Raw genomic sequence first — 26,222 nt, 5'->3', positions numbered from 1 at the left:
TCACGAAGTTGCCCCTCAGAGTTACTGGCATGACGTCGTTACCGCGAAGTTGAAGTACGGCCCCGCTGCCGCGTTTGTCTCCGTGATCTGGACGTAGTAGTTGTCGCCCGCCGTAAGCGCCTGCGTGTTGGTACTCGAACAACTGGCCACAGTGCCCACCGTTGTCGGAACAGCCAGAGTGCAACTCAGCGAAGTCGCAGTCCCAGCAGCCACTGAGCTGCCAGTGCCCGTCACACTTGCCGATTTATACAGCGTCACGGTCATACTGTCGGCAGCGCCTGCAACAGTCGTTGCTCCCGCAAGGTTCAGCCCCTTCAAAGAGCAGCCATAGGGAACGGTATAGACCGCAGCGCGTGTAAGGCTGGTAGCGATAGCAACTCCTCCAGAAGCCGCCAAGTAGGAAGGCGAGTATCCAGGATTGACAGTGCTTGAGTAGAACTGCAGCAGGCCGGTAGCGGATACACCCGCACCTGCCGCACCCGTGGCACCAGTCGGGCCTATGGGGCCAACTGCACCCGTAAGCCCCATAGGACCAATCGAGCCTGTCGCACCCGTAGCACCGGTCGCACCAACCGTGCCCGTCGAACCGCCGACACTGGTCGAAATCTGAAGTGGCACAGAGTTGACAAGAGTGAGCCCTGAAGCAGTCGCATAGACCACCACAAAACCAGAGTCTCCCGCGGCGAATGAAGCGGTGAAAGCGGAGTTCGTGCAAGACAGCTGGGTTCCCGCTGAAGCAATTCCAGTAAGAGCCGGAGCGAGTGTGCACGAAGCTCCCGCTACGGGCGTGGCCGACTGGCTTCCATAGGGAACTTTGTAGAGCTGCGCCGTAAGCGTAATCGTTGAACCAATCAGCGAGAGTCCCGTCGTAAGAACGGCGTTCGCGCTCATGCTCGTCAGCACAGTCGCCGTCGGGAAGCTCTGGCTAAAGCCAGGATACGTAGCAATTGCGCCGGCGTTATAGGTCACCGTTCCGGTGCCCACGCCAGCAAGTGGAATTGCTGCAGCGTTTCCGGCGAGCCCCCCTAAAATCGTGGTCACGGTTACGGAGTTACCACTGCTTGTCCCGTAAGACGGCGTGCCGCCCATCAAGATGGTTCCGCTGCCTGTCGAAGAACCCGAACTGACCGGCGACCAGACGGTGGGGCTTGATCCAGGAGTCGTGGACGAGCAGCTGGCCGTGCTGACACACAGGTACGTGCTGCCAGAGTAGGTGACCACTGAACCCGCGACATACGCGGTCCCCGCGGCATACGTTCCACCCACAGCGGCACCTGTGCTGCCGGTTGCGCCGGTCGGACCAGTGGAACCAGTAAGGCCCGTACCTGTCGGACCGGTTGCTCCAGTAGGCCCGGTGGGTCCGGTTGCCCCCGTTAAACCAGTAGATCCCGTGTTGCCGGTTGCTCCGGTAATACCGGTGGAACCAGTAGGACCAGTTGCTCCGGTAGACCCTGTTGCACCAGTAGGTCCCGTGAAACCAGTAGCGCCTGTGGCACCAGTAGAGCCCGTGACGCCCTGAATACCCTGAGGACCTGTCGCACCTGCCACACCCTGGACGCCCTGAACACCTTGCGGGCCAGTATCGCCGGTTGCTCCGGTCGCACCAACAGCACCAGCAGACGTCGCCACCCAGTACGTTGGGTTAGTTCCAGGGGTAACGACGATGGTCGTTGGCCCGCTGCTTGTAAGCGCCAAATAGGACGCCCCGTTATATTGCACGACCGAGCCAGGAACATAGTCCACGGCAGTCGAATAAACACCACCAGCGGCTGCGCCGGTTTGCCCCGTCGCGCCGGTAGAACCTGTTGCACCCGTTGCCCCTGTTGTGCCGGTTGCACCCGTTGTTCCAGTCGATCCCGTAGCACCGGTGACCCCGGTGGCACCAGTAGAACCTGTTGCACCCGTAGCCCCTGCTGCGCCAGTTGTTCCAGTCGGTCCCGTAACACCGGTTGCACCGGTGACACCAGTAGAACCTGTTGCTCCGACAGCACCGGTCGCACCGACGACGCCAGTAGCGCCTGTCGCACCGACTGCGCCAGTAGCACCCGTTGCGCCGACAACGCCTTGAATACCCTGAGCGCCGGTTGCACCCGTTGCGCCCTGAATACCAGCAATACCCGTTGCGCCTGCCGCGCCAGTCGGCCCCACCGGGCCCTGAACACCTTGAATACCTTGGATACCCTGAATGCCCTGGAGCCCCTGAGCACCGGTTGCACCCGTCGCGCCCATGCTGACGACCGTGACATCCAGCCCGGCAGCATGGCCTGTCTGGTCATTTTCCTTGGAGTCCAGCAGATAGCTGCCAGAGGAGGTCAACGCAATACCGTGGTTCGACGCCGGCGTCGTAATCCAGCTCTGCACCAGCGAGGTAATGTCGATCGTGACAAACGTCCCGGAGACCGTCGGCGTCACCGTAGTCAGCGCCGTCCCAACAGCCGGAGCGGAGGCATACGTCACGCCGCTCTCCGTCCAGGTGCCCGTCACGGGAGCCACCGTGATTGCACCCGGCGACATGATGCGGTTCACAAACAGCGTCACCGAAGCGCGAGAGACCTGCGCAGACGTAATACCCGCTGGCAGCCCAGAAAGATCAAACTGCACATAAGCCGTATTGCCGCTGCCGACGTACAGGTTCGACAAGTAGCCGAAGTTCACCGCAGTTCGCGCGGAGCTGACGTGCGCATCCTGAGACACGGGCAACTGTGTCGCGTGCGCCGCCGTGGACAAGCACATCCACGAACCCAAAAAGGCAGACACGCCAACAACTTGGCGAAGAACGTTCAGCTTGCGACCGCGAAAAGAAAAACGCACAGGGCTCCTGCGTCTTTGCGAGCGTACGCCGGTCTGCTACTTCGTGGACGGGTCGGACTCAGCAAAGGACCATCCAAACCGCAAGGAGCCCCGAAACAGACAGCAAAGCATGGAAACACCTATCCCATGCCAAACAAAGGGCCTGACCACAATAATGTGGCACTGAAACTCCTCACAGCTTTTTGGTTCTCGACAAACGTACAGCCTGCCTCGCTGTCTGTCAAAATGCTTTTTGAAGAACCCGGAGATTTTTACATGGCTGTTCAACAAGGCCCGTCCTCCGTCGCAAAGCGACAAGGCCTTTCCGCGCGCACACGCTTTCTTTGGATCGCGCTGCTCTTCGTGGCCGTTACGGTTGCGTACAGCAACTCCTTCGGCAATGGCTTTCACTTCGACGACAGCCACACTGTCGTCGATAACCCCGCCATTCGCTCGCTTTCCAACATTCCGCGGTTCTTCACCGACACCTCCACCTTCAGCGTCTACCCCACCAACCGCACGTATCGCCCGCTGGTTTCCACCACGCTCGCCATCGACTACGCGCTCGGCCACGGTCTGAAACCGTTCTGGTTTCATTTCGGAACGTTTGTATTTTTTCTTTTGCTCATCCTTCTTACCGGTCGCTTTTTCGAAGCCGCCATGGACCACACTCAGCCTTCCTGCAACCACTTCCTGCCCGCACTCCTCGGCGCGGCCTGGTTCGGGCTGCATCCCGCGATGGCTGAAACGGTCAACTACGTCATCCAGCGAGGCGACCTTTACTGCACGCTCGGCTGCCTTGCCGCCCTGGTGATCTGGACGCGCCTCCCTCGCCTTCGCCGCTTCGGACTTTACCTGTTGCCCTTCGCCGCGGCGCTGCTCTCCAAGCCGCCCTCAGCCGTCTTCCCTGTTCTGCTGCTCTTCTGGACGTACTTCTTCGAGCGTCCCGCGCCCACAGAAACCGAAGCCGCTCGCTGGAAGCGTTCCACCCTCGCCATCATTCCCTCCGTCGTCGTCACCATCGCACTGCTGCGCCTGCAAAGCGCCATGACGCCGAAGACCTTCCAGCCCTCCGAGCTTGATCCGAACCTCTACCGCCTGACGCAGCCCTTCGTCTGGGCACGCTACCTCGGCTCGCTCTTCCTGCCCATTCACCTCAACGTCGACAGCGATCTGCACGTTGTTGCGGGCTTCGACAGCACCGTCCTCCTCGGCCTCCTCGTCACCGCCGTACTCATCGCAATCATCGTCCTCACCTGGAGACGCAGGCAGTGGTGGCCTGTCACCTTTGGCCTGCTCTGGTTCTTCATCACGCAGCTTCCAACGTCGCTCTATCCGCTCAGCGAAGTAGAGAACGACCACCGCATGTTCTTCTCGTTCCCGGGCCTTATGCTCGCGGTCGTGTGGTGCGGCTGGCTGCTCTGGCAACGCTTCGCGCTCACGTCTCTCGTGCGTAACGCCTCGCTCGCCGTGCTCTTCCTTCTGCTCGCCGCCTACGGTTACGGAGCGCATCTGCGCAACGCCGTCTGGCACGACGAAGCCTCTCTGTGGCGCGACGACGTCGCCAAAAGCCCGCACAACGGTCGCGGTCTGATGACCTACGGCCTGACCAAGATGTCCGCGGGCAACTACCCGGAAGCGCTCGACCTCTTCACCCGCGCCCTTCTCTACACACCCAACTATTCTGTGCTAGAAATCAACCTCGGCGTTTTGAACGGAGCCATGGCCGAATCCGGCGACAAGCCCCGCACTGCCGAAGCCGAACGTCACTTCCAGCGCGCCATCGCGCTCGCTCCGCACGACGACTCCACCTACGCCTTCTACGGTCGCTGGCTGCTGCAGCAGGGCCGTCTCGACGAAGCCAGGCACGCGCTGCAGCAAGCCATCGAGCTCAACCCCTCCCGCGGCTTTCAACACGACCTCCTGATCGAGACCTACATCGCCGACGGAGATGAGGCTGCCGCCCACGCTGCTGCCGTCACAACCGCAGCGGCCTTCCCCGGCGACCAGGTTGCGGCCAACGAACTAGCGCATCCCGTGCAGCAGAACGACGCCTTCTGGCTCAACCGTTCGCTCGCGCAGTACCGCGCAGGCCAGTACAAAGACTCGCTCGCCTCCGCACAGCAAGCGTTGCTACGCAACCCTCACTCTGCCGAAGCCTGGAACAACATCGGTGCGGCCTATGGCGCCATGCAGCAGTGGGAACTCGCCATCGCCGCAGAAAAGCAGGCGCTGACCCTCAAGCCTTCGCTCGAGATCGCAAAGAACAACCTCGACGCGTACACGCGCCAGAAGAACGCAGCGCCAGCTTCCCCCACCGTCGCCAGCCTCATCGATCAGTCACTCGGCTTCTATCGCACCAATGATTTCGCCGCTTCCATCACCGCAGCGAAGCACGCCGTCGCACTCGATCCCCGCTCCGCCGAGGCATGGAATAACATCGCCGCAGGCAACGCCGCGCTGCATCACTGGGACGCTGCCATCGTCGCCGCACAACACGCCGTTGCGCTCAACCCCGGCATGCAGCTCGCGAAGAACAACCTCGCCTGGGCACAGTCACAAAAAGCCGCAGGCGCACACTAGCGCAGCCAAAGGACTCATGGAGTTTCAACTCGTCCCACTCACCGACGCCGACCAAAGCTTTCTGCGCGAGCTCTACACCGAGGTGTACGCGCCGGAGTTCGCTCCGCTTCAGCTCCCCGCCGAAGCGCTCACCCAGCTTCTCGACATGCAGTTTCGTGCGCAGACCATGGGCTTTGCCTCACAGTTCCCGCAGGCCACGCACACCATCCTCTGGGCAGGTGACGAGCGCATCGGCCGCATCCTCGTCGATCGCAACGACCGGGAGATTCGCCTCATCGACATCGCGCTGCTATCGCGCTTCCGCTCACAGGGAGCAGGCGCACGCATCCTGCAAAGCCTCGCCGAGCAAGCCAGGACACGCAGCCTTCCTCTCCGCCTGACGGTGCGCTTTGATAACCCCGCGCGTCGCCTCTACGAGCGCGAAGGCTTCGTACTGACGAACGAAGGTGATGGCCTGCATCTGCAGATGGAATACAACGCTTCTGCGAGCACTCGCAGCGACGAGCCGGAAGCAGAGCCGGAGCTCGTAGGCGAAAGTGCCAGCTACTTCAAGACGCTTCTCGGGCAAACACTTCTCGCCCACACTCCCGGCCAAGACACTCCTGTCCCCCTCAAGCTGTTTGCCATAGAGCCTCTGGCAGCAGCACACCTGCTGCACAACGCAGGCGTCAGGCAAGGCAGCAGCTTTGTCCTTCGCTTCCACGGCCCCCTGTCGCCCATTCTGCCCAACGACACACTCGACCTTGAGACAGAAGCAGGCGAGCGTTTCCCCCTCTTCCTCTCCCCCATCGGGCAGGACCAGGAAGCCACGGAGTACAACGCCATCTTCAACCGCATGGGGTAACTCGGAAAACCTAGAACGTCATCAACCCACTTTTGTGCACGGGTGCAGCCGTTGCGATGACAAAGTTGCAGAACGTCGCCGTACACTTGCCAGGGCCGCCCGGCACCAGGAACATCGTCACGCGGCCAAGAGTTCCGTTATCCAGCAGATAGCTGTCCTGCGGAAAATCTTTCCCTAAGACATCGAAGCGCAGTGTGAACGGAGACGGCTGCAACGCGGCCCGTACCGCTGACAAATCTGCCCCTGCCGGTGCAACCGTGTACTTCTTGCGTTCTTCCGTCCGCTCGGTATCGGTCTTCTCCGTCGGCGTACTGATCTCGCGCAGGCGGATCTGCGAGTACCCACCATCACTCAGAAACACCGTGAACGTCGAACCCACCAGCGCTTCCAGGTGTTGCTTGGTCATCAACCCCTGCGTGTACGCCCCAAGGCTGGCATTGGCAAAGGTATTCTGCGAAGTCAGCGCGAAAAGACGCTTCGGCAAAGCCAGCACAGAAACGGATGCGGCCGAAAGAGAGAGGAAGCGGCGACGGGTAGACATGGAGGCACCTGAGGAAAGAATGCTGCTATCTTACTCGCAGTAACTCAACAACATGCAAGCAGAATCTTTCCGGACACACGCGGATAGCTCCCGTGGCATCATCCTCTGGTTTACAGGGCTCAGCGCCTCCGGGAAAACCACGCTCAGCCGTGCCGTCGCGGGTGCCCTTAGCAACAGTGGTCGCACCTTGCTGTTGCTCGACGGCGACGAAGTGCGGCGTACGCTCTCCGCCGACCTCGGCTTCTCCTCCACCGACCGCCAGACCAACATGCGCCGACTCGCCACACTGGCCTCCGAGCACGCCCTCGCAGGCACCACCGTACTCGTCGCCGCGATCAGCCCCTTCCGCGCCCTGCGCGAAGAGTTTCGCCGCAGCAGCCCCGTTCGCTTCCTGGAAATCTTCGTCGACGCTCCTCTTCCACTCTGTGAAGCCCGCGACCCCAAGGGTCTCTACCGCCGCGCGCGCTCCGGCGAACTCTCAGCCTTCACCGGTATCGACGCGCCCTACGAAGTGCCGACCCAGCCTGACGTTCATTGCCGCACCGGCATCGAATCCGTCGAAGAAAGCTGCTCTCTCGTCCTCGCTGCGCTCCATCAGAGCTAAGCAAGTCGCGCCGCCTCAAGCCGCTCATACACATCGCGCAGATACGTCTCCGTCGCGGCCTTTACCTGCAGAGAAGCCGACGCACGCTTCTCTGAACTGTCAGAAACGAACGGCATCATCGGCTCCTTGGCATTCCGCCGCGACTGTTCCAGCATCGCAGGAAAGTCCTCCAGCCGCAGATCAAAGTGCCTGGCCACGCGTCCAAACATCGCAGCAGGAAGTTCTGTGAAGTTCAGCAGCAGTGCTCCATAACGCTCCGCGGCTACGACCCCGGCTTCGCAAATATTCTGCAACGCCCGAGCGCAGTACACCTCAAGCGCCTGCGGCTGCCAGTCCTCCTGCTGCAGGCCGAGTATCAGCGGATGCAGCAGGCCCGGCACCGTCCACGCCGCAGGTATCCGAGCATGCGAGGCCATCACCTCAAGAGGTTCACGATACAGAAAGACAAACGGCACATCAGGAAACGCCTCGCGCAACAGATCCACCTGGTGCAGATGCCAGCAATCCAGCTTCACAAAGAAACCATCTTCGCCACCTGCTCGCGGCTGCGCCAGCGCCACCACCATCGCCCGTGTCCACCGCACCAGCATCTCGCGCGAAAGCCCGGGGGCGTGCACCTGCGAGCGCAGTACCTGATCAAGCGGCGACGGCTCCGAAGCAACGACATAATGTGGCACCGCCGCCAGCATCTGCGAAATCAGCGTCGACCCACACCGCGACATATGCAGAATTACTCCGCGCAGAGGCAGCGAAGCGCTTTGCTCACCCCACTCCAATAGCTCTTCTATTCCGGTCTCCCGGCGAAAGAGCTGATGAAACGGCTGCTGCATGTGGCCCTGCAGGTCCTGCTCAAAGAACGGTTGCAGCAGGCGCTTGCCACCAAGCTCCGTCCAGTGCACCACTGGTGCACCATCCCGCCAGAAGAAACGTAAAGGTATCCATCCCGAAAAATTCAAAGCGATGCGACCCTGCCGTTCCACTCTTTGCGATTAGCCATGAGCACCGAGTTCACGTCCTCGCTTTCGAGCGCAAACCCGCGCTCTCGGCCAGCTCTCACCACGGCCTGCACCAGTTCATGCGGAGCAAAATACCCCGCCAGCTCTCTACGCAAAGCCTCGTCCTCATCCAGCACAGCGCGAAAACGCTCAAACTCGGCGATGCCTCGCGGCTGCGTCGTCTCCGTTCGGACGTTGCGCACAGCTCGCTGCAGAAGCTCCTCTGCCCACGCATTCACCGTGCCGTCGATCACCAGATGCACCCGAGGCTCAGCCCCGCCGTTGTAAATCCTGTGTGGCTGCGAAAAGTCCACAAACCACGCCTCGCCCGCACGCAGCGGCAACTGCCGGTTCGCGACAACAAACTCCACCAACTCGCTCGTCAGAACCGGCACATGAATCCGCAACTCGCCNATCGGCCAGCCCAAGATCAAGATCGCAGTGTTCCTTCACCCGCGATCCAGCATGGAGCCTCAGCAGCCGCACCGCTTTCAGCGGGAACCGAAACGTCTCCACCACGGCACGCAGCGCCGGGAACTGGTCCATCAAAGGCGTATCGCGAAAAACGCCCGCCGCACTAAAAGGCAAAATATCGTTTGCTCGCCCCGTTGGCGAACGCAGCGAGGCGCTGCTCCACACGCCGTCGTAGTCGTTGGTGTTGAAATGTGAGACCCATGCCTCTTCGCTCAATGACAAAACCTCCGCACGCAAGGGGGCGGAGTCGAAACTCATCGGCAGCTTGGTCCAATGAAGCGTCATGAGGAGAAAAGCGATCAGCGCGTACCTTACGCTGATCGCTTGGCGTTCTTAGTTGCGGGAAGGGAAAATGCCTTGAAGTGCGATGATGTACGACACCCCCAGATAGGGATTGCGTATCGCCAGCGGGACATTGCCTCCGGTCAAGGACGTAAGAGGGCCTGCCGCACCGGCCGCACCGTAGCCGTTGTAGGTAGTCGGGGACTCACCACGGCCAATCGTATTTGCGTTGTTGATCATGGCAGGATAAGCACTCGCGCCAGGGGAAGTCAGCGTCGCAGCCGCCGTCGATACCATGGTTGTATGCGCATGTTGCGGCAGGTTTGAGATCAAAACATACAGACTCTCTACGCCCGATACTTCTCCGATCACAACCGTGCTCAAACCAGGCCCCGTCCCCCATCCAATAGGGGAACGCCCCCGCAGGTCCGGCAAAGCAAATGTGGTGGTTCCATTGCCGCCATAGGTGGTTCCAAGGATCGAGAACAGAGCAGCATTCTGCGAAATCGCAATAAGCTGTCCGTTGCAAAAAGCCCAGTTACGCGGTGCAAAGTTGCCCGCAAACATCGCGATGGATCCCAATAGTGGTGTAGACACGTAGAACTCCCCAGGGTACGAGTTGCCGCTCGCCAAAAGGCGACAGGAACGCGGTAGCCAAGCATCGCAGGCAAAACCCTCTAAGTCAACAGTTTCCAGCGCCGCTACAGTTCGCGCAGGTACGTCACCATGTGCAGCCCCGGCCCGTTGTAGTTCTCATGCGCCAGCACACTCTCCACAAGCACCGTCGGACCATGTAAATCCACCACAAAGCCAAGCTTCTGGTGAAACTTCTGCGACGACTTGTTGTCAGGATTCACAATCAGCCGCACACGGTCCGCACCCAGCCACTCCACGCGCTCCATAAACTCTTCATAGAGCGAAGCCGCAATCCCCTGCCCCTGCGCCGCCGTCTCCACAACCACCAGGTGGATATACGCCTCAGCCGGATTCACCTGGCTCATAAAGCCAAACAGGAACCCCACCACACGTCCGTCATTGTTCTCACAGACAAACGAAGTGTTCGCGAAGAACTTGCAGAACAAGTGGTAGATCGACTCGCGTTCCTTGAAGAATGGCCACGCCTCACGTGAGATCTCCACGCAGCGGTAGAAGTCGGCGTCCTGGGTGTTGCGTATGCGCATGATTCCCTATAATGCTGCCACGAACGAATCATCAATGGGAATGGGCCAGCTTTTTGCTGGCCCATCTCTAGTACCCGAAGAGATTCACCCTTACTTCAGAAATTCGTTCACAGCCTTCAAAAACGCCTTCGGCTGCTCCGTCGAAGGTACATGCCCTGACTCAGGAATAATCACCAGTTTGCTGTTAGGAATCTTCGCCGCGTAATCTTTGCCATCAGCCAACGGCACCACGTGGTCTTCCGCTCCCCACACAATCAGCGTCGGAATCGTAATGGCGTGAACCTTATCGCCAACCGTCTCCGTATCCAGAGCCGGATTCGCTCGCAGCAGACGTTGGGTCTGCCCATCGTTGGCTTCCATCTTCATCGTGAAGTTCTCGCGAACAAACTCCGGCGTCACCCAGTCTTTATGAAAGAAGATCACCGCCACGCCAGCCGACTCGGCAAGCGTACCCGTCACCTTCGTCAGCCCACTCGGCGAATGAATCGCGTTGTGCCCGGCGGCATCTTCCATAATCAGCTTGCTCGGCTTCGGCAGCGCATACATGCCCGTATTCGTCGGCTCCAGGGCCTGCAGCGTGTAATCCGCGACGACCCATCCGCCCAGCGACTCGCCCGCCAGATCAAAGTGATCGACGTGCTTCACGCGCAGAAACTCGCCCAGAAAGTCCACGAACGTCTGAATGCTGTAATCAACCGCGGGCTTATCACTGCCGCCAAAGCCGATCTGGTCGAGCGCAATCACATGGTGCGTCTTCGACAGCGGCACAATCACCTTGCCCCAGTCGAACCGCGCCTGACTCGCGAAACCATGCACCAGCACCAGCGTCGGCCCCGTGCCAACCTCGTAGTAGCGGATTTTCTGCCCGAAGACCTTCGCATACTTTGGCACCGGCAACTCGCTCGGCTCCGTCATCAGCGACTGCGCCCGGGCGGTTGCGGCAAAACTACACGCCAGGGCTGTAACCCCAGCCATCACACGAATCAACCGACGCATTCTTTTCCCTTCAACTATCTGCTGCAACCTACGCAATAATGTCCCGCACCACATGTCCGGCCACGTCCGTCAGACGATAATCGCGGCCCGCGTGGCGGAACGTAAGCTTCTTATGGTCGAGCCCCATCTGGTTCAAAATCGTCGCATGAAAGTCGTGAATGTCCACCGATTTATCGACCACTTCATAGCCGTAGTCATCCGTCTGACCATGCGTGATGCCGCCCTTGATGCCACCACCCGCCAGCCACGAGGAGTACGACTTCGACCAGTGCGTGCGCCCCTGCTCATCCGGTGAAGAGTCACCCGGCTTGCGGCCGAACTCCGTCGTCCAAACCACCAGCGTGTCTTCCAGCATCCCGCGCGACTTCAAATCCTTCAGCAAACCAGCGATCGGCTGATCCACCTTGCGCGCCTGCGTCGCATGCATCTTGATGTCGAGGTGCGAATCCCAGTTGTTGTACTTGTCCGATCCCGTATCGATCAGCTCGACAAAGCGTACGCCGCGCTCCGCAAGACGCCGGGCCACAAGACACTGCCAGCCAAAGCCCTTCTTCGTATCGCGCGTGATGCCATACATCTTCAGCGTCGCATCGCTTTCCTTCGTGATGTCGAACGCCTCCGGCGCTTCCATCTGCATACCGGCTGCCGTCTCAAAAGTCTTGATGCGCGCCGCCAGGTTCTTATCGCCTTCATGCTCAGCCAGGTTGCGCTGGTTGAAGAAGTTGATCAGGCCAAGGTCCATGTCCTGAATCTCAACCTTTGACGCGCGGCTGATATTCGGAATCGCCTCCTGGCCCGGGATCACGCGCACGCCCTGATGGCACGCCGGCAGGAAGCTCGAATCCCAACACTGCGCTCCGCCGTAAGGAATCTCCGGCGCGAGCACCATGTACGACGGCAGCTCCTGGTTCACCGTGCCCAGCGCGTAGCTCGACCACGAGCCGATACTCGGCCGCGGCTCCACCGTCGAGCCGCCGTGAATCTGCAACACCGCCTGCGAGTGGTTCGGGATGTCGTTGTTCATCGACCGGATGACGCAGATATCGTCCATCATCGAGCCGACGTGCGGGAAGAGTTCGCTGACCTCCGTTCCGCAGCTCGCATAGCGGTTGAACTTCCACGGCGACGCATGCAGAAAGTCGCCCTTGTACTGCTTGCTCGTATCCGCAGCGAGCTTCGGCTTGGGATCGAACGTGTCCACATGCGAAACACCACCGCTCATGTAAAGAAAGATCACGCGCTTGGCCTTCGCCGGAAACATTGGCGCACGCGGAGCCAGCGGATTGGCCGCGGCCGCGGCTGCGGCTGCAGCAGGCGACAACGTCTCGGCCATCATCTCGTGCAACATGCCAGGCAATAGAAACGAAGTACCCGCCAGAGACTGTAGAAATACGCGGCGATTAAGCGGCTTGCGGATCGACATACACGACTCTCCTCTTACTTGCAGCTACGGCACAAACATGAACTCGTTGCTGGAATACATCGCCTGAATCAAATGCGAGAACGCTTTTTCGTGCGCAGCCTCGGGAGCCATTCCCTCAGCCACCATCTTCGTACTCACCTTCTCCATAAACTCTTCGCTGCGCTTCCGTTCCTCCGCCGCTGGCGGACGACTAAAGATCACCTCGAACGCCTCGTCCATCCGCACAGAAGGCTTTGCGTCCTTCTTCTCCAACTCAGCCGCCATCGCATCAGCGCACTGACGCGGGAACGGTGAGTTCATGAAGTAAAGCGCCTGCAACGGCGTCAGACTCGACGTACGAATATCCGTGCTCACCGCAGGATCTGCGCCGTCGAAGAGCGTCATATACGGATGCTTCACCGTGCGCTGAATCATCATGTACACGGTGCGCTTGTGGTCTTCATAGCGCGAGAGCACAGGTTTGAACGGGTTCTGTTCTTCCCAGTTCCACGTCGCCATCGGCGGGAACGGATGCTGCCCCCCCGGCGTGCGGTCAAGCTGACCGGAGTCCGCCAACATCGTGTCGCGGATCTCCTCCGCATCCAGCCGCAGGACCGAATGCCGCCAGAGGTACGCGTTGTCCGGATCGATCTCGCTGTCAGCGGGGATGTCCTTATCCGACAAGCGATACGCGTGCGACATCACCATCATGCGCTGCATACTCTTGATCGACCATCCATTGCGCACCAGTTCGCTGGCTAGAAAGTCCAGCAGTGCCTGGTTGCTCGGCGGCATACCACGCGTACCAAAGTTGTTCGGCGTTGCCACAATGCCACGGCCGAAGTGCCCCTGCCACAACCGGTTTACGATCACCCGCGTCGTCGTTGGATTGTTCGCATTGGCAACCCAGTTCGCCAGCTCCAGCCGTCCGCTGCCCTTCGTGCCAGCGGGCAACGCTCCGCCACCCAGCACCTGCAGCGTGCCACGCGGCACCTCATCCCCCAGGTTCAGCGGATCGCCGTGCAGCATGATCTGCGCCGACATCGGCACCTTCTGCTCCGTCACCGCATACGCGGACTCCGGCATCGCAGGGGCGCGCTCAAACAGGTTCATGCGCCGGCGCTGAAGCTGAGGCATCAGGTCGTCGTACGTTCCCGGCAACCGGTTCACCGCTGCAATCGCATCCGCAATCGGCTTCAACTGCGCCTGGAACGCCACCATCTCCGGCGTTGCTGCAGCCTTTGGATCGCGATACACCAGTTCGCTCTGGTAGCGCATTCCATCGCTGCCCGCACGCGGAAAGTGCGTGCTCTTGAAGATGCCCGCCAGCGCGTAGTAGTCCGATGTAGGAATCGGATCGAACTTGTGGTCATGGCAGCGAGCGCAGCTCACCGTCACGCCCAGCATCGCTGAGCCAAGATTATCGACCGCGTCATAGATCTGCGCGTTGTCCGCCACGTTCGCTTCGGCAAGATAGCCTGTCGCAATTGTCTGCTTCCAATGCTCGTCGGCGTTCGCCGCAGGCAGCAGATCACCTGCAATCTGCTCCTTAAGGAATCGATCGTACGGCTTGTCTTCGTTGAACGACTCGATCACCCAGTCGCGATACTTGAACGCCTGTGGAATCGGGAAGTCGCCCAGTGCGCCCGTCGTATCCGCATAGCGAACCACGTCAAGCCAGATGCGGCCCCAACGCTCGCCGTACGCGGTCGACGCCAGCAAGCGATCGACAACACGCTCATACGCCTTCGGCGATTTATCTGCGAGGAACGCCTGCATCTCCGCCGTCGTCGGCGGCAGACCAGTGAGGTCATACGTCACGCGACGCAACAGCGTGCGCTTGTCCGCATCCTCGCCGACCTTCAGCTTCTTCTCTTCCAGCTTCGTCAGGATGAAGCGGTCGATGTCGTTGTCCACCCACGTGGACTCAACCTTCGGAACCTCAGGCCGAACCACCGGCTGGAACGACCAGAACTTGCGCGCGTCCGCCGTCACCTTCGTCACCGGGGACACATCGCCACCTGGCCACGGCAGGCCGTCCTTGATCCACTGATCGATCGCCGTCACTTCTTCCGGCTTCAACGGGCCACGCGGAGGCATCTGCAAACGGCCATCGCCATAGTGCACCGCCGTCGCCAACATGCTCAGCTCAGGATGCCCCGGCACAACCACCGCGCCGTCCTTGCCACCCTGCAGCAACGCCTTGCGCGAATCCATCCGCAAGCCGCCCTTCGCCGCGCCCGCATGGCACGAATAGCACTTGTTCACCAGCACCGGGCGAACATATGTCTCGAAGTACGCTTCCTGCTCCGCGGCCAGCGCGGGCGAACTCGCGGGCTTAACCTCAGCCACATTCGTCGCCGTCAACGCAGGGTTCAGTGGCTGCTTTGAAGCCTCCACCGCAGGAAGGCTCTTCGTCTCAGAAGTTGCTGCCGCAGTCTCAGCAGGAGCATCCGCAGGCGCGATCGGCGCGGAGCTTGCCGCAATCCACTTGTCCACCGCAGCGATATCGTCATCGCTCAGCTTGCCCTTCGGCGGCATCTGCAGCGATTCGTCCTTCCAGTGAATCGCCTGCGAAAGCATCGACGCTTCCGGCTTGCCAAACTTCACCGGCGCCCCGCTGTCGCCACCAGCCAGCAACGAACCCATCGAGTCCATCTTCAAACCGCCAGCATGGCCGCCATTCATATGGCAGCCCGAGCACGAACGGTCAAAGATCGGTTTCACCGTCTGCGTATATTGCGCATCGGTCTGGGCGTGCCCGGCAACGGGCACAAAAATCGCTACAGCCAACAGTGCGCGAAGCACTCGGCTACAACATACGGCTTGAAATACACGACTACTGCGCCTTGCCAAGGTAGGGGTCTCCCTAGGTAAGCAGAAGCTGCTTGCAGTTGTGCCAGTACGCCGCGCTAGTTCTCTGCTGCGGTGTTCCAGGCCTGGATTCAGTTGCGAAAAGGAAAGAGCTTCTTCAGCCCCACGCATAGAATTACCGAAAATTTACGCCGTGTCCAATCACTTGTTCGGAATTCATGATTCGAAGGAATGATTCTGTCTCGCCGCCCAACCGCGCTATCATCTCCGCAGAGCTCTCTGCGCTGTACACGTTCAAGCCCGCACAGAACGCGAACTCTGCGTTCATCGGCAGGTGCCCTTTTCTCTTTTCACACCTGAATGAGGAACGTACTTCGTTGAATCGGCGGACTTTTCTACACCTGGCCGCGTTGTCCTCAGCCGCCTCGCTGGCGGGCTGTCGTCATGCGCAATCCAACAGCGTCATCTGGGCGCTGGGCTGGATTCCTGACGTCGAGTACGGCAATCTCTGGACCGCGCTCGATCAAAAATACTTTGCCAAAACCGGCGCGCATGTCAGCTATATCCCCGGCGGCCCCAACGCTCCGCAGCCTGTCGTGATGGTTGCAGCCGAGGAAGCAACGCTCGGCGATGCCGAGTGGCTTCCCTTCACGGACGCCGTCCTGCAGGGCAATGACTTCGTCATCATCGCCGCACAGTTTCCCGTGCTGCCCACCGGCCTCATCACGCTGCCGTCGCGCCCCATCCATAAGCCGAAGGACATGATCGGCGCGCGCTTTCTCGTGCAAGGCCCCAGCGAGCGCTCCGAACTTCTCGCCACCTTCAAGCTCAACAAGCTTCCGCTCGACTACAAGCTCGTCCCCGTCGGCTTCTCGCCGGAAGCGCTGCTCGAAGGCCAGGGCGACGCGTACTTCTGCTACATCACCAACCAGCCACGCACGCTGGAAAAGATGGGCCTCAAGCGTGGCAAAGACTTCTTCGTCACCAAGATCTACGAGCTTGGCTACCGCGTTCCGTCTTCGCTGCTCTTCGTTCCTCGCCGCATGGTCCGCGACCATCGCGAGCAGCTCATCGGCTTCCTCCAGGGACTTCTTCACGCGCGCGAAACCAACCTCGCCGATAAGACCCTCGCGCCTCGCCTCGCCGCCGAACGCTACGGCGGCGACCTTGGCCTCGACTACGCGCAACAGCTCGACCTCAACATCGGACAGCTTGAACTCGAGGTCGAGCCGGGCCAGCAGGTCCCTTTCTCCTTCAGCCCTGCCGCCTTCGGCCCGCTCTACGCCGCCGCCGAAGCCACCGGTCGCATCGGTCTGCCGCCGCCCGAACGCCTCTTCGATCTTTCGCTTCTGCACGAAGCCTTCCAACGCATGAAAGGAAACGCCACGCCCGATGTCCGCCGCGCCTAATTCTCAGGAAAAGCAGTCGATCAGCCTTCTCATCCGCAACGCCGACATCGTCACCTTCGACGACGCCGACACCGTCGTGCGCTCAGGTGCCATCGCCGTAGACGGCACAGACATCCTCTTCCTCGGTTCGCTTGAAGACGCCGAAGCCCGTTACACCGCTGCCGAAACCATCGACGCCAAAGGCATGATCGCCATGCCCGGCTTCATCGACTGCCACGTCCACACCGCGCAGCAGTTCCTGCACAGCAAGCTGACCAGCATCCGCCGCAAAGGCGAGCTGCGTGCCCCCATGTGGCAGCGCTACCTCATCCCCTTCGAAGCCGGCCTCGAACCCGAAGACGTCTACGCCAGCGGCCTCACCGCGTACTCCTCCATGATCGCCAGCGGAACCACCTGCTTCCTCGAAGCCGGTGGCCCCTTCCCCGACGAGATGGGTCGCGCCGCAGATGACATCGGTATCCGCGGACGCATCGCCATGGCCACCGTCGACGCGACCGACGACATTCCTCCGCAGTGCCGCATGGACACCGACGTCGCTCTCCGCCGCAGCGAAGAGCTCGTCAACCGCTGGAAGCCGCACTCCCGCGTCAACGCCTGGCTCTCTCTCCGCCAGCTTCTCGTCAACTCCGAAGCCCTCCGCTTCGGCATGCGCGACCTTTCTCACGCCCTCGACACGCCCATCCACACGCACCTCGCCGAAGGCACCTACGAAGTCGACTACGCCATCCGCACCTGGAACATGCGTTCCGCCGAGTATCTCGAACAGACCGGTTGCCTCGACCACTACGTCCACGCCGCGCACTCCGTGCTGCTCAGCCTCAACGAGCTCGACCTCTACGCCAAGCGCAACGTCTCCGCCTGCCACTGCTCGCTGAACAACTACACCATGGGCCGCCCGCGCGTGCTGGAGATGATGCGTCGTGGCATCGCCCTCGGTCTCGGCACGGACGGAGCAGCCACACGTTCCTCGCTCGACATGTTCCAGGTCGTGCACGGTGCCGTCCTCGGCCAGCAGGCCGTCAACGGCACGCCCTACCACGTCGACCCGCCCGTCACCTGCGAGCAGATGCTCAAGCAGGCCTTCCGCGGCGGCGCACGCGCCGCACGCCTCGGCGATCAGATCGGCTCGCTCGAAGTCGGCAAAAAAGCCGACATCGTCCTCGTCTCCACCGACGACTACGACCAGTTCCCGCTGCTCGATCCCGTCATCACGCTCGCCGAAAGCACCGTTGGCCGCGACGTCCACACCGTCGTCGTCGATGGTCGCGTCGTCATGAAGAACCGCGAGCTGCTCACCGTGGACCTCGGACCCATGCGCGAACGCGTCGCCAAACAGTACTCCACCATCATGTCGCGCTTTGACAGCGCCATCGCCTAACCAACAGAGAACATCGAGAACGCCCCCATGGCCTCCATCGAACTCCAGAACGTCACCAAAGAGTTCCGCCTCGCACGCGGCAAGCAGGTCCGCGCCATCGAAACCGTCGACCTCACCATCGCCGACGGCGAGTTCATCGCGTTACTCGGCCCCTCCGGCTGCGGCAAAAGCACGCTGCTGCACATGATCGCCGGGCTCGACGCTCCCAGCTCCGGCAACGTCCTCGTCGGCAACGAACCACCCTCTGAGCTGCAGAAGAAGCACGAACTCGGCATCGCCTTCCAGGAGCACGCTCTGCTCCCCTGGCGCAGCGTCGAAGCCAACCTCGCGCTGCCCTTTCAGATCGCCGGACAAAAGCCCGACCCCGACCGCATCGCCTCGCTCATCAAGCTCGTCGGCCTCAGCGGCTTCGAATCCGCACGCCCCTCGCAACTCTCCGGCGGCATGAAGCAGCGCGTCTCCATCGCCCGTGCGCTCGCTCTGCAACCCCGCGTCCTCTTGCTCGACGAACCCTTCGGCGCACTCGATCCCGTCACTCGCCGCAGCATGAACCTCGAGCTGCAACGCATCTGGAGCGAGCAGCAAATCACCACCGTCCTCGTCACCCACACCGTCGAAGAAGCCATCTTCCTCGCCGACCGCATCCTCGTCATGAGCGGTCGCCCCGGCCGCGTTCTCCGCAACGTGCGCGTCCCCTTCGACCGCCCCCGCTCCGCCGACACCATGCGCGACCCCAGCTTCCACGCACTCGCCGACGAACTCACCCATCTGCTGGAGCCGGCATGAACGCTCGCTCCCAACTACGTGCTCTCACGCGCCCCAGCCTCAGCGAAACCCCACGCCGCGCCCTCGCGCAGGTCATCGGACTCGCCGTCCTGCTCGTCGCCTGGCAGATCGCAGGCAAGCACGCCCTCGCAGGAAAAACCCTTCCCGCACTCACCGACGTCCTGAGCGTCTTCACCATCTCCTGGCGTCGCGACCTGCTCATCCGCTCTGCCGCCAGTACCGGACTCTCCGCACTCATCGGCCTTTTCGCCGGCAGCCTCCTTGGACTGGCCACGGCGATGCTCACGCGCCTGCTGCCCAAGCTTGAAGCCGGTCTCGACCGCGTCTCCGTCGTCGTGAACGCGATGCCCGTCATCGCGCTTGGCCCGGTACTCATCATCACTGCGGGCCGCGAAGCCACACCTGCTCTGCTCGCAGCCATTCCCGTCTTCTTCCAGATCTACGTCGCAGGCACCGCAGGCCTGCGCTCTGCCGACCACACCACCGGCAGCTACCTCCGCGCCACCGGAGCCTCCCGCTGGCAGCAGATGACGATGCTCGAGCTTCCCTCCGCCATCCCAACTCTGCTCAGCGGCCTCAAAGTCTGCGTCACCACCGCCATGCTCGGCGCCATCGTCGGCGAGTGGTTTGGCGCAGCGCGTGGCCTCGGCATCGTCATCCTCAACACGATGCAGAACTACCAGATCCCTCTGCTGTGGGCCGCTGTCCTCGTCACTGCGGCGCTTTCGCTCACGGCTTACATGGTCGTCTCTGCACTCGAAGGCCTGCTCGCGCGGAGGTTCGCATGAAGCTCCTTCTCCGCATCCTGCAACAAAGCTGGGCCGTCCTTCTCCTGCTCGCCCTCTGGCAGGTCTGGGTCATGTCCAGCGGACTCAACAGCATCGTCGTCGTCTCGCCCCTGCAGGTTGCGCACGACCTCCTCAGCAACCCGCGCCTCTACCTTCTTCCCACTGCCTGGACGCTCGGCTTCTCGCTTGGCGGACTCGCTCTGGGTATGCTCGCGGGTCTCGGCCTCGCCATTCTCTGCTGGGGCTCTAGCCTCCTCGGCGGTGCGCTGCAGGCAGGTTCGCTCGTCCTGCTCGCAACTCCAGTAGTCTGCCTCATCCCCATCCTCGCGCGCATCTTCGGCTACACCAGCCGCACAGAAATCCTCACCGTCGCGCTCATGACGTTCTTCCCCGCCTTCGTCTACGGAGCCGCAGGAATGAACCGCCTTCCGCGTCGCTCGGCCGAGTTCTTCGCCACACTGCACGCCTCCTCGCGCGCCCGCCTCACCCTGCTCGCGCTGCCCGCCGCCATGCCCAGCATGGCCGTCGCACTACGCGTCGGCACAGCCTACAGCGTCCTCGTCACGGTCACGGCCGAGTACCTGATGCAGACCGGCGGCCTCGGCAACCTCTTCGCCGTCACCATGCAGGAGTTCAACCTCCGCCGCGCCCTCGGCGCCAGCATCATCGCCATGGTTCTCTCGTCAATCCTCTACGAACTTGCCGGCATATTCGAACGCTGGATCCGCACCCGCTTCAGCTAAGCCCGCTCTCACACCTGGCAACCCGCCTCGACGCGGCAAGAACGGTAGGGCAGGGCTTTAACCCTGCCCCTCAACAGACCCCTTCCGCGCCAGCAAAATCCCACCAATCAAGAAGTACACCGCACCAAAGATCGCATAGCCGCCCATATCCTTCGCGTGCAGCTTCCCGCCAAGTCCGCCCAGCACAAACGTAATGCCCGCCACGGTCGACTGCGCTCCGCTGAGGATCATCGCCCACTGCCCGCCCAGTTGCTTCCGCCGCACAATCCCGGCAACTAGCTGCAACAGCCCAGCCACCATCGCCCACGCTCCAAACGCCGCAATGGCATACGCCGGGTGGCGGAACACCGTCAGCGCAATGGCCACCGACGTCGCCACACCCAGAACCGCGTTGAGCACCTGCGAGTTTTTCGCGCTCCCGCTCTGCCCTGCCGTTTGCAGGTCATAGACCGTGCAGGCAACATCCCACAGCGGATACGCGATCAACAAAACCGCGGCGACTACCGGGTGCGTCAACGCGGTCAAAAGAACCCCGGCAGCCCACACCAACTGGAAAACAGTACGAACAAAGTAAAGGTTGCGCAGGGAACGGCCAGACTGCTTCAAAAAAGTACTCATTATCAATATCTCTTTCTACTAGTAGGTAGGTTTATAGAACAAAAATCTTACGCTTCGCTTTGCTGCCCTACTGCTTGGGCAGACTGATCCGCTTTAATGCTGCATCCGTAACTATCTTGAAGATTTCTCCACTCTGCGTCGCTCGTGCAGAAAGCATCGCTCCATGCACCACCGCCATCAGTACTTGCGCTTCGCTTGCCGCTGAGCTCTGTAGCTTGAGCGCCTGCAGCTTCACTCCCTGCTTTAACGTCTTCTCCAACCACGCCGCCAGCGTCGTGAAGTGTAACTGTACCTCCGCCTGCACCTCTTCCGGCAACGCAGGAACCTCCGCCCCCAGCAGCGCCGCAATGCAGAACGGAGCCGTCTGGTCGCGAATGCAACCCTCCCAATGCTGCACATACGAACGGATCCGAGCCAAAGGATCCCGGACCTTCTGGTCCAGCATCTCTGTCGCTTCCACAAGGCCCTCGCGGTGGGCTTTCAGCACCGCCACCACAAGCTCCGCTTTCGTCGGAAAGTGATGATGAATGCTTGCCTTCCGAATCTCAACAGCCTCAGCAATATCGGCATAGCTGAACGCGGAGTAGCCGCGTTCCATCATTAGTTCCTTCGCCGTCGTCAGAATCCGTCCCGCCGTCTCACCGTGCATAGGGGATATGACTACCTACTAGTAGGCAAAGTCGCAAAAAATAACTCTACATGCTCGCGGGCTCGGGCCCAGCCTCTCCACACATCCACACCCTCAACAACTGTCATCCTGGGCGGGTGAGAAAACTTTTAGAAACTTCTGATTCTACGTGACCTAAAACGGTCAATTTTGGCTGTGTAGGAATCGTGCAGGCCAAATGTGCAGATTTCGCTTTGAATGACAGTTTTGTCCTTCACTCCAGCCCTCCTTTAGGTTGAGCGGGAGCGGCGTATAAGGTGGCGCTCCCTGCGAGTCGCGCGGCAAACCAAGGATGATTCAGGTATGGCTCCAGGCCGCTGGGGCCGAAGCGCCGATTCCAATACTCAAGCCACGAGAAAAAGTCTGACGCGTCGATATCGATCTTCTGTTCGGTTCCCGCACGCTTCGCCGCGATCTCTGGTTTGGTCATCGCTGAAGAGAGAAATGCGACGGCTGAAGATAATGTTCTGCCATGCACTGAATAGGAATAAAGATCAATGCCCTGCCTCTTGGCAAGCTCGGCAATCATCACAAGTGCTTCCAGAGCAAAGCTCTGATAGTGAAGCGCAAGTTCCTTGCGTTCCATTTCCAGCGGCCAAGAACCGTCCTTGTCGATCTGTCCGATGGCCCTCTCGTACTGGGCGAGTCCATAGGTGAATAGCTGGTCGTCCGAGGTGATGATTCCGGTTGCCGTGGCTGCGAGCCCACGCCAATAGGAGAGGTTATTCTCATTGACGAGCTGTTCACCGTGTATCTTCTTCTGAGAAATCAACCGTACGCACGCACGGTGCAACCAGTGAACTACATCCTTTCTCTTCCCGACGTCCAGTTCCGCGTCGGACTCAATCACGGAAACGGACAGCGACAGGGATGCGATCGTCCATCCCACCTGATTCCAGGCTTCGGAATCGGCAGCGGCGTCGTAATTCATTAAGGTGTCTGCGGCAGCCCAGCGATCGAGCGCATCAAGGACGCATTCCGATTCCTTGTGATCGCCAGTGATTAGAAAGCTATTCGCGCCGTTCGCAGCCAGCGCCTGAATGTGATAGTAGGGTTGTGACAGCTCGCTTTCGCGTGGATTTGTTTTTCCGTGACCGCCATTCACGTGACGACGCGGTATATAAATCTTTCCGCTCGGCGGCTCGACGGGCGACGTGGACAAGCATGACCGGGTAGCATTCAGCGCTTCGCGCACTCGCGGTGTCGAAGCTACGTGAAGTTCTTCACGCCTCTGTTCCACATCAAGGAACGAAGCCTTATGGTCATTGACATGCGCTAGCTTGGGCTCCTCAGCGAGAGAAGCAGGGACGCAAGAATGTAGTGCCAGCGCGAAGGCAATCAAGAGAGAGACTCTCATTCGGCCAATATAAATCTCCGGGGGCAGGTGCAGGAGTAGGAACTTGAGTCCTGCCGCGCAGCCGGCGAGCGGAGGCCGGAACTGCCGGAAACAGGTGCAGGGAGAAACCGCGCGGGTTTCTCCCTGCCGCGCGATGAGTGCGCAAAAAAGAGAGGCCGCAGGTTCGCGGCCTCTTGGATATGGATTGTGTCTACGCGGCTTTCTGAGCCTTTGGAGTGGGTCGCGGTGCTGGCTTTGTTTCCTTCTTTGCCTTGGCCTTCGCAGCGAACTCCGCTTTGACCTTCTGCGCGATGGCCTCGGTATCGACTCTGTAGACCGTGGCCGCCTCGCGCAGGATGCTTGGTGCATTAGAGCGGGATGCCGCGAGAACGATGGTCAGTTCCACCGTGACGCGAGACAACGTGCTTTCGTCGGCGCGACGCAAGTAGGCGGCGAAGAGTTTGCCGATGTTCTCGGCCTCCTTCGACCGCTTGATGCCGTGTTGTTTCGCGAGAGTTTCGAGACGGCCTTCTCCGACAAGCTCCGCGAGTTGGGTATTGATGAAGAGCAAGTCACGCTTCATCAGGCGCACGGGAACGGCGGCACTGATAGCAGCGAGGACGCGCAACCCGGTGGTGTTGGCGATGGCCTCGTCGCGGCGTCGCTTCTCTTGTTCGGCCTTCCAACGCTCCTCGTCGCGGTCGTTGCGCTGCGGCTTCGGATGATGGACGGGGCAAGCGCCATTCGTGCAGACCTTACGCAACGTACCGACTTCGCTTCCATCGGTCACAATGGCTTCGGTGGTGAACTTGCACGACTTGAACTCAGGCCGTTTGGCTGCCTCCTTGCTGCTCGGCTTCTCGTCTCGAATCTCCGTATACTTGTTGCGTGGAAGCGTGGTGCTGCCTTCCTTCTGCTGGCCGTAGGCCGTGCTGATTTGCACGAGGCTAGGTTTCGCAGCGATGGTCTTGGCAACGTGCGCGGCAACCTTCGCTTGGTAGCAGGTCGGGTCGGTGCAAGAGTCGAGCTTGCCGCCAATGTCCGAGAACAGGAGCCTGTTGTGTCCTGTCCGTTTCGGGCAATCAATGCAGCTTCCCGCCGCTGGCACAAGCTGCGCGTCTTTCTTATCGAACGGGGCATCCTTCAACGCGAGAACGATGTTCGTATCAATCCAGAGTTGCAGGTTGCGGACAGGCAGCAGGACGCGCGTGGGCTTTTCGCCACCGTTGTAAATCTCCTTGAAACACGCTTTGAGCGCGGGTTCCTGTTGGTCGGCGGGCAGCTTCGCCAACAGCAGCGCATGACCTACGCCGATGGCATCGGCATAGAACGCTTCCACGGCAGCAGGTACAAGGTCGGCCAGTTTCAACCTCGAAGTCACGAAGACGGGCGACTTGCCCACCTTTGCGGCAATCTGCTCAATGCTGTACTTGGGTTCTTCCAAGTCCAGCAAGGCGCGGAATCCCTGCGCCTCTTCCATCGGGTGAATCTCGGCGCGAATCAGGTTCTCCACTAATTGAGCCTCCAACGCTGCTGCGTCGGAGAGGTTGACGATTCGGACGGGAACGGTGGGCTGCTCTGCTAGTTGCGCAGCACGATACCGCCGCGCTCCCGCGACGATCTCAAAGCCGTTCTCCGTAATAGACCGCACAAGCAGCGGAGAGAGAACGCCCTGCGTGCGGATGGAAGCAGCGAGTTCTTTCAAGGTCGCGTCCTCGAAGATGCGGCGGGGATTGGTCTTCGACTCACTGAGAAGGGACAGCGAGACGTTACGGTATTCGGTGGCGTTGTTGACTTGGGTTTGCATGATGGTGTGCTCCTTTCGAGCGGTTAGCGAATGAAAGTCACGGAGCGGCACACGTTGGGCATATCGCTCCAACGGTGCGAACTAAGGGAGAGTGCAACGGATGAAGAGGTTCATGCTGCCATCTCCGCCAACTCCGGGGCTTCGGTGGCTGCACTGTCTTCTTCCGCGATAGGCGACTCCAGCGCGGCAAGGATGACGCTGGCGGTCTGCTGAATGACTTCGAGCGATTCGGCCAGCAAGGATGCGTTGCCGTGATACAGGTGGATGTAGTCGGCACTCGCGGAGCCCGTTACCAAACCAACGGCCTTCCCGACAACGAAAGCAACGGCTTCGGCCTCTATCTCGCGTACGGTCTTCGTGGTGGTCGTGCGACGTTCTGCTTTATGCAAAAGCTCGTGCGCGGTTTCATGGACAAGCGTGGCAAAGGTTTCGGCCTTCGACTGACCCGGCAGGATGGCGATGCGTCCGCCGTAACTCATGCCGAGGGCTGGCGCAATCTTCTCCGTGTAAACAACCTGAATACCTCTGCTCTGCAAGAATGCAGCCAGCCGCTCCAAGTTTTCGCCGGGGTCGCCCGATACCTCGCGCATCTCCGGAAGGTCTACGCCTTCGGTCTGCGACACATCGAAGACATAGGCCGAACGAAAGCCAACCAATACAGGCTTGTTCGGATAAGCAGGGTCGGTCTTAGCGGCCTCTGTGTCCGTCTTGCGGCGAACGCCAACGATGGGGGCAAGGATGCGGATGCCTTTCGAGCCCGCTTTGACGAAACGGCCTAACTGCTTCCATGCATAGAATCCGGCCACTCTGGTTGCCGTGGGCATCTGCCGCGCAATCTCCAACACGTTCCCGAAGGAATAGTTATGGAAACGGCTCATGGCGGTTAAGTAGCTTGTGAGGGCTTCGGAGTGTCCGTCCTCCAACTGCTCAATCAAGAGCTTTACGTTGGCGGCGATGACTTCCTGCTTGGTAAGGGGTTTTTTGCTGTTGGCGACGGTGTTCATGGTGTTTGCTCCTTTTGGTTTGGCTTTTGCACGTCCGCGTTGAAACGCGGCATGTACATGCCGAACGCCTCCTGGCGAAGGCGGGGGTAGCAAACGGAAAGGTCTTCGAGCGGAGCTTTTTGGGGGGACCGCGCGTAAGCGTGGGGGAGCCAAAACCCGAAGGGCGAATGGCCTTGGAGA

The 26,222-nt window shown here is 60.6% G+C and carries 22 protein-coding genes; 8 read left to right on the top strand and 14 right to left on the bottom strand.

The window, feature by feature from the left end; all coding sequences use genetic code 11:
- Positions 1-21: 21 nt before the first annotated feature.
- A complete protein-coding gene (locus PW792_01820) occupies positions 22-2,811 on the bottom strand; it encodes a DNRLRE domain-containing protein (GenBank protein ID MDE1160663.1) in 2,790 nt (929 codons plus the stop codon).
- 255 nt (positions 2,812-3,066) lie between these two features.
- Between PW792_01820 and PW792_01815 the strand changes: the two genes are divergently transcribed.
- Complete coding sequence (locus PW792_01815) at positions 3,067-5,373, top strand: tetratricopeptide repeat protein (GenBank protein ID MDE1160662.1); 2,307 nt, start codon at positions 3,067-3,069, stop codon at positions 5,371-5,373.
- Between the two features lie 16 nt (positions 5,374-5,389).
- The gene (locus PW792_01810; GenBank protein ID MDE1160661.1) at positions 5,390-6,217 is read left to right on the top strand and encodes a GNAT family N-acetyltransferase; all 828 of its coding nucleotides are present in this window, start codon (positions 5,390-5,392) and stop codon (positions 6,215-6,217) included.
- Positions 6,218-6,227: 10 nt separating this feature from the next.
- On the opposite strand, the gene PW792_01805 is transcribed toward PW792_01810, so the two are convergent.
- The gene (locus PW792_01805) at positions 6,228-6,758 is read right to left on the bottom strand and encodes a hypothetical protein (protein MDE1160660.1); all 531 of its coding nucleotides are present in this window, start codon (positions 6,756-6,758) and stop codon (positions 6,228-6,230) included.
- 52 nt (positions 6,759-6,810) lie between these two features.
- On the opposite strand from PW792_01805, the gene cysC reads away from it, so the two are divergent.
- Positions 6,811-7,362, top strand: a complete 552-nt coding sequence (gene cysC, locus PW792_01800; GenBank protein ID MDE1160659.1) for an adenylyl-sulfate kinase — start codon at positions 6,811-6,813, stop codon at positions 7,360-7,362.
- Here the strand turns inward: cysC and PW792_01795 are convergent.
- The 7 genes from PW792_01795 to PW792_01765 form a co-directional block, all read right to left on the bottom strand.
- Entirely contained in the window at positions 7,359-8,264 is a 906-nt protein-coding gene (locus tag PW792_01795; GenBank protein MDE1160658.1) for a sulfotransferase, read from the bottom strand. The genes cysC and PW792_01795 overlap by 4 nt on opposite strands.
- 50 nt (positions 8,265-8,314) lie before the next feature.
- On the bottom strand, positions 8,315-8,791 hold the full coding sequence (locus tag PW792_01790; GenBank protein MDE1160657.1) for an aspartyl/asparaginyl beta-hydroxylase domain-containing protein: 477 nt from the start codon (positions 8,789-8,791) through the stop codon (positions 8,315-8,317).
- Positions 8,792-9,164: 373 nt separating this feature from the next.
- Positions 9,165-9,710 (bottom strand): tail fiber protein, encoded by a 546-nt coding sequence (locus PW792_01785; protein MDE1160656.1) that lies wholly within the window; start codon positions 9,708-9,710, stop codon positions 9,165-9,167.
- Positions 9,711-9,814: 104 nt separating this feature from the next.
- The gene (locus tag PW792_01780; GenBank protein ID MDE1160655.1) at positions 9,815-10,294 is read right to left on the bottom strand and encodes a GNAT family N-acetyltransferase; all 480 of its coding nucleotides are present in this window, start codon (positions 10,292-10,294) and stop codon (positions 9,815-9,817) included.
- 90 nt (positions 10,295-10,384) lie between these two features.
- Positions 10,385-11,290, bottom strand: coding sequence for an alpha/beta hydrolase (locus PW792_01775; GenBank protein ID MDE1160654.1), 906 nt, complete (start codon positions 11,288-11,290; stop codon positions 10,385-10,387).
- Positions 11,291-11,318: 28 nt separating this feature from the next.
- Complete coding sequence (locus PW792_01770) at positions 11,319-12,713, bottom strand: DUF1501 domain-containing protein (GenBank protein ID MDE1160653.1); 1,395 nt, start codon at positions 12,711-12,713, stop codon at positions 11,319-11,321.
- Positions 12,714-12,737: 24 nt separating this feature from the next.
- Entirely contained in the window at positions 12,738-15,485 is a 2,748-nt protein-coding gene (locus tag PW792_01765; GenBank protein MDE1160652.1) for a PSD1 and planctomycete cytochrome C domain-containing protein, read from the bottom strand.
- A gap of 398 nt (positions 15,486-15,883) precedes the next feature.
- Between PW792_01765 and PW792_01760 the strand changes: the two genes are divergently transcribed.
- The 5 genes from PW792_01760 to PW792_01740 are packed head-to-tail and all read left to right on the top strand — an operon-like array spanning position 15,884 to position 20,610.
- Entirely contained in the window at positions 15,884-16,915 is a 1,032-nt protein-coding gene (locus PW792_01760) for an ABC transporter substrate-binding protein (protein MDE1160651.1), read from the top strand.
- The gene (locus tag PW792_01755; protein MDE1160650.1) at positions 16,899-18,293 is read left to right on the top strand and encodes an amidohydrolase family protein; all 1,395 of its coding nucleotides are present in this window, start codon (positions 16,899-16,901) and stop codon (positions 18,291-18,293) included. The genes PW792_01760 and PW792_01755 overlap by 17 nt, the downstream gene beginning before the upstream one ends.
- A 27-nt stretch (positions 18,294-18,320) precedes the next feature.
- On the top strand, positions 18,321-19,079 hold the full coding sequence (locus PW792_01750) for an ABC transporter ATP-binding protein (GenBank protein ID MDE1160649.1): 759 nt from the start codon (positions 18,321-18,323) through the stop codon (positions 19,077-19,079).
- Positions 19,076-19,867: an ABC transporter permease subunit gene (locus PW792_01745; protein ID MDE1160648.1), complete on the top strand. Its 792-nt coding sequence runs from the start codon at positions 19,076-19,078 to the stop codon at positions 19,865-19,867. Before PW792_01750 ends, PW792_01745 begins: the two co-directional genes overlap by 4 nt.
- Entirely contained in the window at positions 19,864-20,610 is a 747-nt protein-coding gene (locus tag PW792_01740) for an ABC transporter permease subunit (GenBank protein ID MDE1160647.1), read from the top strand. Before PW792_01745 ends, PW792_01740 begins: the two co-directional genes overlap by 4 nt.
- Before the next feature lie 57 nt (positions 20,611-20,667).
- Here the strand turns inward: PW792_01740 and PW792_01735 are convergent, their stop codons facing one another.
- The 5 genes from PW792_01735 to PW792_01715 form a co-directional block, all read right to left on the bottom strand.
- Positions 20,668-21,228: a hypothetical protein gene (locus tag PW792_01735; protein ID MDE1160646.1), complete on the bottom strand. Its 561-nt coding sequence runs from the start codon at positions 21,226-21,228 to the stop codon at positions 20,668-20,670.
- Between the two features lie 67 nt (positions 21,229-21,295).
- On the bottom strand, positions 21,296-21,877 hold the full coding sequence (locus PW792_01730) for a TetR/AcrR family transcriptional regulator (protein ID MDE1160645.1): 582 nt from the start codon (positions 21,875-21,877) through the stop codon (positions 21,296-21,298).
- A gap of 232 nt (positions 21,878-22,109) precedes the next feature.
- Positions 22,110-23,237: an alginate lyase family protein gene (locus PW792_01725; GenBank protein ID MDE1160644.1), complete on the bottom strand. Its 1,128-nt coding sequence runs from the start codon at positions 23,235-23,237 to the stop codon at positions 22,110-22,112.
- A gap of 205 nt (positions 23,238-23,442) precedes the next feature.
- Complete coding sequence (locus PW792_01720; protein MDE1160643.1) at positions 23,443-25,038, bottom strand: ParB/RepB/Spo0J family partition protein; 1,596 nt, start codon at positions 25,036-25,038, stop codon at positions 23,443-23,445.
- Positions 25,039-25,148: 110 nt separating this feature from the next.
- Positions 25,149-26,042, bottom strand: a complete 894-nt coding sequence (locus PW792_01715) for an ArdC family protein (GenBank protein ID MDE1160642.1) — start codon at positions 26,040-26,042, stop codon at positions 25,149-25,151.
- Between the last annotated feature and the right edge of the window lie 180 nt (positions 26,043-26,222).

The sequence above is a fragment of the Acidobacteriaceae bacterium genome, from assembly GCA_028283655.1.
In the GTDB taxonomy this organism is placed as follows: domain Bacteria; phylum Acidobacteriota; class Terriglobia; order Terriglobales; family Acidobacteriaceae; genus Granulicella.
This window is presented reverse-complemented; position numbering and strand designations above follow the sequence as displayed.

Bases quoted from the DNA above. Each gene is read 5' to 3' on its own strand.
- PW792_01815 (MDE1160662.1), top strand. From the start codon at position 3,067: ATGGCTGTTCAACAAGGCCCGTCCTCCGTCGCAAAGCGACAAGGCCTT.
- PW792_01810 (MDE1160661.1), top strand. From the start codon at position 5,390: ATGGAGTTTCAACTCGTCCCACTCACCGACGCCGACCAAAGCTTTCTG.
- PW792_01805 (MDE1160660.1), bottom strand. From the start codon at position 6,758: ATGTCTACCCGTCGCCGCTTCCTCTCTCTTTCGGCCGCATCCGTTTCT.
- cysC (MDE1160659.1), top strand. From the start codon at position 6,811: ATGCAAGCAGAATCTTTCCGGACACACGCGGATAGCTCCCGTGGCATC.
- PW792_01780 (MDE1160655.1), bottom strand. From the start codon at position 10,294: ATGCGCATACGCAACACCCAGGACGCCGACTTCTACCGCTGCGTGGAG.
- PW792_01775 (MDE1160654.1), bottom strand. From the start codon at position 11,290: ATGCGTCGGTTGATTCGTGTGATGGCTGGGGTTACAGCCCTGGCGTGT.
- PW792_01770 (MDE1160653.1), bottom strand. From the start codon at position 12,713: ATGTCGATCCGCAAGCCGCTTAATCGCCGCGTATTTCTACAGTCTCTG.
- PW792_01755 (MDE1160650.1), top strand. From the start codon at position 16,899: ATGTCCGCCGCGCCTAATTCTCAGGAAAAGCAGTCGATCAGCCTTCTC.
- PW792_01750 (MDE1160649.1), top strand. From the start codon at position 18,321: ATGGCCTCCATCGAACTCCAGAACGTCACCAAAGAGTTCCGCCTCGCA.
- PW792_01745 (MDE1160648.1), top strand. From the start codon at position 19,076: ATGAACGCTCGCTCCCAACTACGTGCTCTCACGCGCCCCAGCCTCAGC.
- PW792_01740 (MDE1160647.1), top strand. From the start codon at position 19,864: ATGAAGCTCCTTCTCCGCATCCTGCAACAAAGCTGGGCCGTCCTTCTC.
- PW792_01735 (MDE1160646.1), bottom strand. From the start codon at position 21,228: ATGAGTACTTTTTTGAAGCAGTCTGGCCGTTCCCTGCGCAACCTTTAC.
- PW792_01730 (MDE1160645.1), bottom strand. From the start codon at position 21,877: ATGCACGGTGAGACGGCGGGACGGATTCTGACGACGGCGAAGGAACTA.
- PW792_01720 (MDE1160643.1), bottom strand. From the start codon at position 25,038: ATGCAAACCCAAGTCAACAACGCCACCGAATACCGTAACGTCTCGCTG.
- PW792_01715 (MDE1160642.1), bottom strand. From the start codon at position 26,042: ATGAACACCGTCGCCAACAGCAAAAAACCCCTTACCAAGCAGGAAGTC.